This is a genomic window from Stenotrophomonas sp. 115C5, assembly GCF_056861055.1.
Window position 1 is genome coordinate 97827 of the sequence record NZ_JBSPUQ010000017.1, and the last position, 13112, is coordinate 110938.

At 63.5% G+C, this 13112-nt stretch carries 6 protein-coding genes; all 6 read left to right on the top strand.

Features of this window, described 5'->3' with window-relative positions; genetic code table 11:
• The first annotated feature begins 23 nt into the window (after positions 1 to 23).
• A complete protein-coding gene (gene rpoB, locus AC13FN_RS17610; RefSeq protein WP_049401089.1) occupies positions 24 to 4178 on the top strand; it encodes a DNA-directed RNA polymerase subunit beta in 4155 nt (1384 codons plus the stop codon).
• Positions 4179 to 4265: 87 nt separating this feature from the next.
• Complete coding sequence (gene rpoC, locus AC13FN_RS17615; protein ID WP_049435136.1) at positions 4266 to 8489, top strand: DNA-directed RNA polymerase subunit beta'; 4224 nt, start codon at positions 4266 to 4268, stop codon at positions 8487 to 8489.
• Between the two features lie 282 nt (positions 8490 to 8771).
• A complete protein-coding gene (gene rpsL, locus AC13FN_RS17620) occupies positions 8772 to 9146 on the top strand; it encodes a 30S ribosomal protein S12 (RefSeq protein WP_004145320.1) in 375 nt (124 codons plus the stop codon).
• 12 nt (positions 9147 to 9158) lie between these two features.
• A complete protein-coding gene (gene rpsG / locus AC13FN_RS17625) occupies positions 9159 to 9632 on the top strand; it encodes a 30S ribosomal protein S7 (RefSeq protein WP_004145321.1) in 474 nt (157 codons plus the stop codon).
• Between the two features lie 141 nt (positions 9633 to 9773).
• A complete protein-coding gene (gene fusA / locus AC13FN_RS17630; RefSeq protein WP_049435135.1) occupies positions 9774 to 11915 on the top strand; it encodes an elongation factor G in 2142 nt (713 codons plus the stop codon).
• 52 nt (positions 11916 to 11967) lie between these two features.
• On the top strand, positions 11968 to 13112 hold a 1145-nt coding region (gene tuf / locus AC13FN_RS17635; RefSeq protein ID WP_197644471.1), incomplete at its 3' end, for an elongation factor Tu.

The following is a 13112-nucleotide window of genomic DNA, read 5'->3' on the forward strand; positions in this document are numbered from 1 at the left end:
CGCACAACAAGGTGGAAGACCTCATGACGTCCTATTCGTTCACCGAAAAAAAGCGTATCCGCAAGGATTTCGGCAAGCAGCGCTCGATTCTCGAAGTGCCGTTCCTGCTCGCCATCCAGGTGGATTCCTATCGTGAATTCCTGCAGGAAAACGTCGATCCGGCCAAGCGCACGGACCACGGCCTGCACGCTGCGCTGAAGTCGGTCTTCCCGATCGCCAGCTACAGCGGCAATGCTGCCCTGGAATACGTCGGCTACAAGCTGGGCGAACCGGTCTTCGACGAGCGTGAGTGCCGCCAGCGTGGCATGAGCTACGGCGCCCCGCTGCGCGTGACCGTGCGCCTGGTGATCTACGACCGTGAGTCGTCGACCAAGGCCATCAAGTACGTGAAGGAGCAGGAGGTCTATCTGGGCGAAATCCCGCTGATGACCGAGAACGGCACCTTCATCGTCAACGGCACCGAGCGCGTCATCGTCTCGCAGCTGCACCGCTCGCCGGGCGTGTTCTTCGACCACGACCGTGGCAAGACCCACAGCTCGGGCAAGCTGCTGTACAGCGCCCGCATCATTCCTTACCGCGGTTCCTGGCTGGACTTCGAGTTCGACCCGAAGGACGCGCTGTTCACCCGTATCGACCGCCGCCGCAAGCTGCCGGTGTCGATCCTGCTGCGCGCGCTTGGCTACAGCAACGAAGAGATGCTGGCCGAGTTCTTCGAGATCAACACCTTCCACATCAACCCGGATGAAGGCGTCCAGCTGGAGCTGGTGCCGGAGCGCCTGCGTGGCGAAACCTTGGGCTTTGACCTCGCCGACGGCGACAAGGTCATCGTGGAAGCCGGCAAGCGCATCACCGCGCGCCACATCAAGCAGCTGGAAGCCTCGGGCATCGCCGCCCTGGCCGTGCCGGACGACTACATCGTCGGCCGCATCCTGTCGCACGACGTGGTCGACGCCTCGACCGGCGAACTGCTGGCCCAGGCCAATGACGAGATCACCGACGAGCAGCTGCAGGCCTTCCGCAAGGCCGGCGTGGATGCCGTTGGCACCCTGTGGGTGAACGATCTGGATCGTGGCCCGTACCTGTCCAACACTCTGCGCATCGACCCGACCAAGACCCAGCTGGAAGCCCTGGTCGAGATCTACCGCATGATGCGTCCGGGCGAGCCGCCGACCAAGGATGCCGCGCAGAACCTGTTCCACAACCTGTTCTTCACCTTCGAGCGCTACGACCTGTCCGCGGTCGGCCGCATGAAGTTCAACCGTCGCGTGGGCCGCAAGGAAACCACCGGCGAAGCCGTGCTGTACGACCGCAAGTACTACGGTGAGCGCAACGACGAAGAGTCCAAGCGCCTGGTCGCCGCCCATGGCGACAGCTCCGACATCCTGGACGTGATCAAGGTCCTGACCGAGATCCGCAACGGTCGCGGCGTGGTCGACGATATCGATCACCTGGGCAACCGTCGCGTGCGTTCGGTCGGTGAAATGGCCGAGAACGTGTTCCGCGTGGGCCTGGTCCGCGTCGAGCGCGCGGTCAAGGAGCGCCTGTCGATGGCCGAGTCGGAAGGCCTGACCCCGCAGGAACTGATCAACGCCAAGCCGGTCGCCGCTGCCATCAAGGAGTTCTTCGGCTCCTCGCAGCTGTCGCAGTTCATGGACCAGAACAACCCGCTGTCGGAAGTGACCCACAAGCGTCGCGTCTCGGCCCTGGGCCCGGGCGGCCTGACCCGTGAGCGCGCCGGCTTCGAAGTGCGCGACGTGCACCCGACCCATTACGGCCGCGTCTGCACCATCGAAACCCCGGAAGGCCCGAACATCGGCCTGATCAACTCGCTGGCCGTGTACGCCCGCACCAACCAGTACGGTTTCCTTGAGACCCCGTACCGCAAGGTCGTGGACGGCAAGGTCTATGACGAAGTCGAGTTCCTGTCGGCGATCGAAGAAAACGAGTACGTCATTGCACAGGCCAACGCCCTGACCAATGCCGACAGCGTGCTGACCGAGCAGTTCGTTCCGTGCCGCTTCCAGGGCGAATCGCTGCTGAAGCCGCCGGCGGAAGTCCACTTCATGGACGTCTCGCCGATGCAGACCGTGTCGATCGCGGCCGCACTGGTTCCGTTCCTGGAGCACGATGACGCGAACCGTGCACTGATGGGCGCCAACATGCAGCGTCAGGCCGTGCCGACCCTGCGTGCGCAGAAGCCGCTGGTCGGTACCGGCATCGAGCGCGCCGTGGCCCGTGACTCGGGTGTGACCGTGAACGCCCGCCGTGGTGGCGAGATCGTGCAGATCGACGCTGCCCGCATCGTGGTCAAGGTCAACGAGGAAGAGATCGTTGGCGCCACCGACGCAGGCGTGGACATCTACAACCTGGTCAAGTACACCCGTTCGAACCAGAACACCTGCATCAACCAGCGTCCGCTGGTCCAGGTGGGTGACGTCATCGCCCGCGGCGACGTGCTGGCCGACGGTCCGTCCACCGACATCGGCGAACTGGCCCTGGGCCAGAACATGCTGATCGCGTTCATGCCGTGGAACGGCTACAACTTCGAAGACTCCATCCTGCTCTCCGAGCGCGTGGTGGAAGAGGATCGCTACACCACGATCCACATCGAAGAGCTGACCTGCGTCGCGCGTGACACCAAGCTGGGGCCGGAGGAAATCTCCGCCGACATCCCGAACGTCTCCGAGCAGGCGCTGAACCGCCTGGACGAGAGCGGCGTGGTGTACATCGGTGCCGAAGTCCGCGCCGGCGACATCATGGTCGGCAAGGTCACCCCGAAGGGCGAAAGCCAGCTGACCCCGGAAGAGAAGCTGCTGCGCGCGATCTTCGGCGAGAAGGCTTCGGACGTTAAGGACAGCTCGCTGCGCGTTCCGCCGGGCATGGACGGCACCGTCATCGACGTGCAGGTCTTCACCCGCGACGGCATCGAGAAGGACAAGCGCGCCCGCCAGATCGAAGAGTCTGAAATCAAGCGCGTCAAGAAGGACTTCGACGACCAGTTCCGCATCCTGGAAGCGGCCATCTACATGCGTCTGCGTTCGCAGATCGTGGGCAAGGTGGTCAACGGTGGCGCTGGCCTGAAGAAGGGTGACGTGATCAGCGACGCCTTCCTGGACGGCCTGAAGAAGGCTGACTGGTTCGCCCTGCGCATGAAGGACGAGGACGCTTCGGAAGCCATCGAGCGCGCGCAGAAGCAGATCCAGGCGCACGAGAAGGAATTCGAGCGTCGCTTCGCCGACAAGCGCGGCAAGATCACCGCCGGCGACGACCTCGCCCCGGGCGTGCTGAAGATGGTCAAGGTGTTCCTGGCCGTGAAGCGCCGCATCCAGCCGGGCGACAAGATGGCAGGCCGCCACGGCAACAAGGGTGTGGTCTCCAACGTGGTGCCGGTCGAGGACATGCCGTACATGGCCTCGGGCGAAACCGTGGACATCGTGCTGAACCCGCTGGGCGTACCGTCGCGTATGAACATCGGCCAGATCCTGGAAGTGCATCTGGGCTGGGCCGCCAAGGGCCTGGGCCGCAAGATCCAGGCGATGATGGAGGCCCAGGCCGCCGTTGCCGACCTGCGCAAGTTCCTGGACGACATCTACAACCACGACGACACCAACGTGGCCAACCGTGTCGACCTGTCGCAGTTCAGCGACGAGGAACTGCTGCGTCTGGCCCGCAACCTGACCGACGGCGTGCCGATGGCAACGCCGGTGTTCGACGGCGCCACCGAAGCGGAAATCAAGCGCATGCTGGAACTGGCCGACCTGCCGAGCAGTGGCCAGACCCAGCTGTACGACGGCCGCACCGGTGAAGCGTTCGATCGCCACACCACCGTGGGTTACATGCACTACCTGAAGCTGAACCACCTGGTCGACGACAAGATGCACGCCCGTTCGACCGGTCCGTACTCGCTCGTCACCCAGCAGCCGCTGGGCGGCAAGGCGCAGTTCGGCGGCCAGCGCTTCGGTGAAATGGAAGTCTGGGCGCTGGAAGCCTACGGCGCGGCCTACACCCTGCAGGAAATGCTGACGGTGAAGTCCGATGACGTGCAGGGCCGCAACCAGATGTACAAGAACATCGTCGACGGTGAGCACGAGATGGTCGCGGGCATGCCGGAATCCTTCAACGTGCTCGTGAAGGAAATCCGCTCGCTGGCCATCAACATGGAACTGGAAGACAACTGATCCATGCCGGCGCGGCGGTCCGCCGCCGCGCCGCTGGCAGTGAACTGAAAGCCCATCGACACAGCATTCCTCCTTCTGGAGAACACCATGAAAGACCTGCTCAACCTCTTCAACCAGCAGCGCCAGACGCTGGACTTCGACGCGATCAAGATCGCGCTGGCTTCGCCGGACCTGATCCGTTCGTGGTCCTTCGGCGAAGTGAAGAAGCCGGAAACCATCAACTACCGTACCTTCAAGCCGGAACGCGACGGCCTGTTCTGCGCCGCCATCTTCGGCCCGGTGAAGGACTACGAGTGCCTGTGCGGCAAGTACAAGCGCATGAAGCACCGCGGCGTGGTCTGCGAAAAGTGCGGCACCGAAGTGACCCTGGCCAAGGTGCGTCGTGAGCGCATGGGCCACATCGACCTGGCTTCGCCGGTCGCGCACATCTGGTTCCTGAAGTCGCTGCCGTCGCGCATCGGCCTGATGCTGGACATGACCCTGCGCGACATCGAGCGCGTTCTGTACTTCGAAGCCTACGTGGTGACCGAGCCGGGCCTGACCGCCCTGGAGCGCCGCCAGCTGCTGACCGAAGAACAGTACCTGCAGGCCCGCCAGGAGCACGGTGACGACTTCGACGCCGCCATGGGCGCCGAGGCCGTGTACGAACTGCTGCGCACCATCGACCTGCAGTCGGAAATGACCCGCCTGCGCGAGGAAATTGCTGCTACCGGTTCGGAAACCAAGCTCAAGCGCCTCACCAAGCGCATCAAGCTGATCGAAGCCTTCCTGGAATCGGGCAACCGTCCGGAGTGGATGGTCATGACCGTGCTGCCGGTGCTGCCGCCGGACCTGCGTCCGCTGGTCCCGCTGGATGGCGGCCGCTTCGCGACCTCCGACCTGAACGACCTGTACCGCCGCGTCATCAACCGCAACAACCGCCTGCGCCGCCTGCTCGAACTGAGCGCGCCGGACATCATCGTGCGCAATGAAAAGCGCATGCTGCAGGAATCGGTCGATGCGCTGCTGGACAACGGCCGTCGCGGCCGTGCCATCACCGGCACCAACAAGCGCCCGCTGAAGTCGCTGGCCGACATGATCAAGGGCAAGCAGGGTCGCTTCCGCCAGAACCTGCTCGGCAAGCGCGTCGACTACTCGGGCCGTTCGGTCATCGTGGTCGGTCCGTACCTGCGCCTGCACCAGTGCGGCCTGCCGAAGAAGATGGCGCTCGAGCTGTTCAAGCCGTTCGTCTTCGCAAAGCTGCAGCGTCGTGGCCTGGCCACCACCATCAAGGCCGCCAAGAAGCTGGTCGAGCGCGAAGAAGCCGAAGTCTGGGACATCCTGGAAGAGGTCATCCGCGAGCATCCGGTGATGCTGAACCGTGCGCCGACCCTGCATCGTCTGGGCATCCAGGCGTTCGAGCCGGTGCTGATCGAAGGCAAGGCCATCCAGCTGCATCCGCTGGTCTGCACCGCGTTCAACGCCGACTTCGACGGTGACCAGATGGCCGTCCACGTGCCGCTCTCGCTGGAAGCCCAGCTGGAAGCGCGTGCGCTGATGATGTCGACCAACAACATCCTGTCGCCGGCCAACGGCGAGCCGATCATCGTGCCGTCGCAGGACGTCGTGCTGGGTCTGTACTACATGACCCGCTCGCTGGAAAACAAGAAGGGCGAGGGCATGGCCTTCGCCAACATCGCCGAAGTGAAGCGTGCCTACGACAACCGCGTGGTGGAACTGCACGCGCGCGTCAAGGTCCGCATCACCGAAGTGGTGACCGACGAAGACGGCATCAAGCAGAACAAGACCTCGATCGTGGACACCACGATCGGTCGCGCCCTGCTGGCTGAAATCCTGCCGGAAGGCCTGCCGTTCGCGCTGGCCAACACCGAGCTGACCAAGAAGAATATCAGCCGCCTGATCAACTCCAGCTACCGCCAGCTGGGCCTGAAGGACACGGTCGTGTTCGCCGACAAGCTGATGTACACCGGCTTCGCCTACGCGACCCGCGCCGGCGTCTCGATCGGCATCGACGACATGCTGATCCCGGACGAGAAGAAGGGCATCCTCACCGAGGCCGAAGCCGAAGTGCTGGAAATCCAGGAGCAGTACCAGTCGGGTCTGGTCACCGCCGGCGAGCGCTACAACAAGGTGGTCGACATCTGGTCGCGCACCAACGAGCGCATCGCCAAGGCGATGATGGACACCATCGGTACCGAGAAGGTGGTCAATGCCAAGGGTGAGACCATCGACCAGAAGTCGATGAACTCGCTGTACATCATGGCCGACTCCGGTGCGCGTGGTTCGCAGGCGCAGATCCGTCAGCTGGCCGGCATGCGTGGCCTGATGGCGCGTCCGGACGGCTCGATCATCGAGACGCCCATCAAGGCGAACTTCCGTGAAGGCCTGAACGTGCAGGAGTACTTCAACTCCACCCACGGTGCCCGTAAGGGTCTGGCCGATACCGCGCTGAAGACCGCGAACTCGGGTTACCTGACCCGTCGTCTGGTCGACGTCGCGCAGGACGTGGTGATCACCGAGGTGGATTGCGGTACCACCGAAGGCCTGATCATGACCCCGATCGTGGAAGGCGGCGACGTGGTCGAGCCGCTGAAGGACCGCGTGCTGGGTCGCGTGGTTGCCGAGGACGTGTTCCTGCCGGGCAACGACGAAGATCCGATCGTCACCCGCAACACCCTGCTGGACGAAGCCTGGGTTGCCAAGCTGGAAGATGCCGGCGTGCAGACCATCAAGGTCCGCTCGACGATCTCCTGCGAATCGGCCTTCGGTGTCTGCTCGCGCTGCTACGGCCGCGATCTGGCCCGTGGCCACCTGGTCAACATCGGTGAAGCGGTCGGCGTCATCGCCGCCCAGTCCATCGGTGAGCCGGGTACCCAGCTGACCATGCGTACGTTCCACATCGGTGGTGCGGCGTCGCGAGCTGCTGCGGTCGACAACATCACCGTCAAGACCACCGGCTCGGTCAAGTTCAGCAACCTCAAGTCCGTCGAGCACGCCAACGGCTCGCTGGTGGCAGTGTCGCGCTCGGGCGAAATCTCGGTGCTCGATGCCCACGGCCGTGAGCGTGAGCGTTACAAGCTGCCGTACGGTGCGACCATCACGTCCAAGGACGGTGATGCGATCAAGGCTGGCCAGACCGTGGCCAACTGGGATCCGCATAACCACCCGATCGTGTCGGAAGTGGCCGGCTTCATCCGCTTCATCGACTTCGTCGACGGCATCACCGTCATCGAGAAGACCGACGAGCTGACCGGCCTGGCTTCGCGCGAAATCACCGATCCGAAGCGTCGCGGTACCCAGGCCAAGGACCTGCGCCCGATCGTGCGCATCGTCGACGCCAAGGGCAACGACCTGTCGATCCCGGGCACCGATCTGCCGGCGCAGTACCTGCTGCCGCCGCGTTCGATCGTCAACCTGCAGGACGGCGCCGCAGTGGGCGTGGGCGACGTGGTCGCCAAGATCCCGCAGGAAGCGTCGAAGACCCGCGACATCACCGGTGGTCTGCCGCGCGTGGCCGATCTGTTCGAAGCCCGCAAGCCGAAGGATCCGGCGGTGCTGGCCGAGCGTTCGGGCATCATCAGCTTCGGCAAGGACACCAAGGGCAAGCAGCGCCTGATCATCAAGGACACCGATGGTTCGGAGCACGAAGAGCTGATTCCGAAGTACCGCCAGGTCATCGTGTTCGAAGGCGAGCACGTCACCAAGGGTGAAACCATCGTGGACGGCGAGCCGAGCCCGCAGGACATCCTGCGCCTGCTGGGCGTCGAACCGCTGGCCGCCTACCTGGTGAAGGAAATCCAGGACGTGTACCGCCTGCAGGGCGTGAAGATCAACGACAAGCACATCGAGGTGATCACCCGCCAGATGCTGCGCAAGGTCGAGATCACCGACCAGGGCAGCAGCAAGTTCCTGAACGGTGAACAGGTGGAGCGTCAGCGCGTTATCGAGGAGAATGCGCGCCTGTCGACCCGCAACGAGCTGCCGGCGCACTTCGATCCGGTCCTGCTGGGTATCACCAAGGCCTCGCTGGCGACCGAATCGTTCATCTCGGCCGCGTCGTTCCAGGAAACCACTCGCGTGCTGACCGAAGCGGCCGTCCGCGGTACCAAGGACAACCTGCGCGGTCTGAAGGAAAACGTGATCGTGGGCCGCCTGATCCCGGCCGGTACCGGTCTGTCGTACCACAGCAGCCGCCGCCGCGGCGCTTCGGGTCTGACCGACTCGGAGATGCAGGCCCTGACCGGCACCCCTGCTGCAGTCGAGGCTCCGGCCGTTGAAGCTGAAGCTGAACAGGCGTCTGGCGAAGAATGAGGTATCCGGTCCGGCCAGCAGGCCGGACCACCCCGTCGGTTCATCGACGGGTAGGGAAAGGGCAGGGGGATCGACCGCGATCCTCCCGGCCAACCTGAACGGGGTACATGGAGGCCCCCCAGTAACGTTCCAGGATCAGGAACGGGCTTGACAGGAGGCGTTTGACTGCTTTCCTGACGGGTTGCTACAATCGTCTGTCTCAGCAGGCCAGAATTTTGGCCTGCTTTAACATTTCCGCATCTCTGGTCGGATTTTCCGGCCACCAATCAGAAGAACCTACTGATGGCGACGATCAACCAGCTGGTCCGCAAGCCGCGGCAAGCGACCACCTACAAGAGTGCCTCGCCGGCGCTCGACAAGTGCCCGCAGCGCCGTGGCGTCTGCACCCGTGTCTACACCACCACTCCGAAGAAGCCGAACTCGGCTCTGCGCAAGGTTGCCAAGGTCCGCCTGACCAACCAGGAAGAAGTGATTTCCTACATCGGTGGTGAAGGCCACAACCTGCAGGAGCACTCCGTGGTCCTGATCCGCGGCGGTCGCGTCAAGGACCTGCCGGGTGTGCGTTACCACACCGTTCGTGGCTCGCTCGACGCCGCCGGCGTTGCCAAGCGTCGCCAGGCCCGTTCCAAGTACGGCGCCAAGCGTCCGAAGGCATAAGGAGAGAGCACTATGTCGCGTAAGGGTAATACTCCGCAGCGTTCCGTCCTGCCCGATCCGAAGCACGGAAGCGAAACCATCGCCCGCTTCATCAACATGGTCATGCAGAGCGGCAAGAAGTCCGTCGCCGAAAAGATCGTGTACGGCGCCATGGACGTGATCACCGAGAAGAACAGCAGCGCCAACGCCATTGAACTGGTGCAGAAGGCTCTGGACAACGTCGCTCCGGCGGTCGAAGTCAAGTCGCGCCGCGTCGGTGGTGCCACCTACCAGGTGCCGGTCGAAGTGCGTTCGTCGCGCAAGATGGCTCTGGCCATGCGCTGGCTGATCGACTCCGCGCGCAAGCGTGGTGAGAACACCATGCCGAAGAAGCTGGCTGCTGAACTGATCGACGCCTCGGAAAACCGTGGCGGCGCCATCAAGAAGCGCGAAGAAACCCACCGCATGGCCGAAGCCAACAAGGCATTCGCCCACTACCGCTGGTGAGTTTGACGGCCTTGTAAAACAGGCAGGGCAGCACCACTTCGGTGCGTGCTGCCTCGCGGTCCCAGAAGGACTGCGCCAATCCGAAGGCCGCCGAAAGGCGGCGTTCGGCCATCCGAAATCCAAGAAATCTGAGAGGCTCCCGTGGCCCGTTCCACTCCCATCGAGCGTTACCGTAACTTCGGCATCATGGCTCACATCGATGCCGGCAAGACCACCACGTCCGAGCGCATCCTGTTCTACACCGGCAAGAGCCACAAGATCGGTGAAGTGCACGACGGCGCCGCCACCATGGACTGGATGGAGCAGGAGCAGGAGCGTGGCATCACGATCCAGTCCGCTGCCACCACCGCGTTCTGGAAGGGCATGGACAAGTCCCTGCCGGAGCACCGCTTCAACATCATCGACACCCCCGGGCACGTCGACTTCACCATCGAAGTGGAGCGCTCGCTGCGCGTGCTCGACGGTGCCGTCTTCGTCCTGTGCGCCGTCGGTGGCGTGCAGCCGCAGTCGGAAACCGTGTGGCGCCAGGCCAACAAGTACCACGTGCCGCGCATCGCGTTCGTCAACAAGATGGACCGCACCGGTGCCAACTTCCAGAAGGTCGTCGGCCAGCTGAAGGCCAAGCTGGGCGCGGTTGCCGTGCCGATGCAGCTGCCGATCGGCGCTGAAGACAACTTCAAGGGCGTTGTCGACCTGCTAAAGATGAAGGCCATCCATTGGGATGAGGCTTCGCAGGGCATGAAGTTCGAGTACGGTGAAATTCCGGCCGACCTGCAGGGCCCGGCTGAAGAGGCTCGCCAGTTCATGGTCGAGACCGCTGCCGAAGCCAGCGAAGAGCTGATGGAAAAGTACCTGGGCGGCGAAGAGCTGGCCGAGGCTGAAATCATCAATGCGCTGCGTACCCGCACCCTGGCCACTGAAATCGTGCCGATGTACTGCGGCTCGGCCTTCAAGAACAAGGGCGTGCAGGCCATGCTGGACGGCGTGATCCAGCTGCTGCCGTCGCCGGTCGACGTGCCGGACGTGAAGGGCGTGGACGTTGACGACGACACCGTCGAAATGACCCGCAAGTCGGACGACAAGGCTCCGTTCTCGTCGCTGGCCTTCAAGATCATCACCGACCCGTTCGTCGGCGCGCTGACCTTCTTCCGTGTCTACTCGGGCACCCTGAACGGTGGCGACACCGTGCTGAACTCGGTGAAGGGCAAGAAGGAGCGCATCGGCCGCATCCTGCAGATGCACTCGAACAACCGCGAGGAAATCAAGGAAGTTCTGGCCGGTGACATCGCCGCTGCCGTGGGCCTGAAGGACACCACCACCGGTGACACCCTGTGCGCTGTGGACGCCCCGATCATCCTGGAGCGCATGACGTTCCCGGAGCCGGTGATCTCGATGGCCGTCGAGCCGAAGACCAAGTCGGACCAGGAAAAGATGGGTCTGGCCCTGGGCCGTCTGGCGCAGGAAGATCCGTCGTTCCGCGTCAAGACCGACGAAGAATCCGGCCAGACCATCATCTCGGGCATGGGCGAGCTGCACCTGGACATCATCGTCGACCGCCTGAAGCGCGAGTTCAACGTTGAAGCCAACGTCGGCGCGCCGCAGGTGGCCTACCGCGAAACCATCACCCTGGCCGACGTCAAGTCGGACTACAAGCACGCCAAGCAGTCCGGTGGTAAGGGTCAGTACGGTCACGTCGTGATCGAACTGTCGCCGATCACCGCTGCCGACCGTGCCGATCCGAAGCTGGCTCCGGCCATCAAGGACGACTTCCTGTTCATCAACGACATCACCGGCGGCGTGATCCCGAAGGAATTCATTCCGTCGGTTGAAAAGGGCCTGCGCGAAACCATCACCAGCGGTCCGCTGGCTGGCTTCCCGGTCGTGGACGTCAAGGTGAAGCTGGTGTTCGGTTCGTACCACGACGTCGACTCCTCGGAAATGGCGTTCAAGCTGGCTTCGTCGATGGCCTTCAAGCAGGGCTTCGCCAAGGCCAAGCCGGTGCTGCTGGAGCCGATCATGAAGGTCGAGATCGTGACCCCGGAGGATTACCAGGGTGACGTGATGGGCGACGTCAGCCGTCGTCGCGGCGTGCTGCAGGGTTCCGACACCACCGGTGACGGTTCGGCCAGCATCATCAACGCGATGATCCCGCTGGGTGAAATGTTCGGCTACGCCACTGCGCTGCGTTCGCAGACCCAGGGCCGCGCCACCTTCACCATGGAATTCGATCACTACGAGCCGGCGCCGACCAACATCGCCGAAGCCGTCATGAAGAAGGGCTGAGCCTCGCTCAGCCTCTCTTGAAACCACTTACGAACAATCAAGGTATAGAACAATGGCAAAGGGTAAGTTCGAGCGCACCAAGCCGCACGTCAACGTCGGCACCATCGGTCACGTCGACCACGGCAAGACCACGCTGACCGCTGCACTGACCAAGATCGGTGCCGAGCGCTTCGGTGGCGAGTTCAAGGATTACTCCTCGATCGACGCCGCTCCGGAAGAAAAGGCCCGTGGTATCACGATCTCGACCGCGCACGTCGAATACGAATCCCCGGTCCGTCACTACGCCCACGTCGATTGCCCGGGCCACGCTGACTACGTCAAGAACATGATCACCGGTGCCGCCCAGATGGACGGCGCGATCCTGGTGTGCTCGGCCGCTGACGGCCCGATGCCGCAGACCCGCGAGCACATCCTGCTGTCGCGTCAGGTCGGCGTGCCGTACATCGTCGTGTTCCTGAACAAGGCCGACATGGTTGACGACGCCGAGCTGCTCGAGCTGGTCGAGATGGAAGTGCGCGAGCTGCTGAGCAAGTACGACTTCCCGGGCGACGACACCCCGATCATCGCCGGTTCGGCCCGTCTGGCGCTGGAAGGCGACCAGAGCGACATCGGCGTGCCGGCCATCCTGAAGCTGGTCGATGCCCTGGACAGCTGGATTCCGGAGCCGGAGCGCGCGATCGACAAGCCGTTCCTGATGCCGGTGGAAGACGTGTTCTCGATCTCGGGCCGCGGCACCGTGGTGACCGGTCGTATCGAGCGCGGCGTGATCAAGGTTGGCGACGAAATCGAAATCGTCGGCATCCGTCCGGTGCAGAAGACCACCGTGACCGGCGTTGAAATGTTCCGCAAGTTGCTGGACCAGGGTCAGGCGGGCGACAACGCTGGCCTGCTGCTGCGCGGCACCAAGCGTGACGACGTCGAGCGTGGCCAGGTCCTGGCCAAGCCGGGTTCGATCAAGCCGCACACCAAGTTCGAAGGCGAAGTCTACGTCCTGTCGAAGGACGAGGGCGGCCGTCACACCCCGTTCTTCAACGGCTACCGTCCGCAGTTCTACTTCCGCACCACCGACATCACCGGCGCAGCTGCGCTGCCGGAAGGCGTCGAAATGGTGATGCCGGGTGACAACGTCAAGATGGTCGTCACCCTGATCAACCCGGTGGCAATGGACGAAGGCCTGCGCTTCGCCATCCGCGAAGG

Excerpts from the sequence above, each read along its gene's own strand:
- rpoB (WP_049401089.1), top strand. The coding sequence starts at position 24 with ATGACGTCCTATTCGTTCACCGAAAAAAAGCGTATCCGCAAGGATTTC.
- rpoC (WP_049435136.1), top strand. The coding sequence starts at position 4,266 with ATGAAAGACCTGCTCAACCTCTTCAACCAGCAGCGCCAGACGCTGGAC.
- rpsL (WP_004145320.1), top strand. The coding sequence starts at position 8,772 with ATGGCGACGATCAACCAGCTGGTCCGCAAGCCGCGGCAAGCGACCACC.
- rpsG (WP_004145321.1), top strand. The coding sequence starts at position 9,159 with ATGTCGCGTAAGGGTAATACTCCGCAGCGTTCCGTCCTGCCCGATCCG.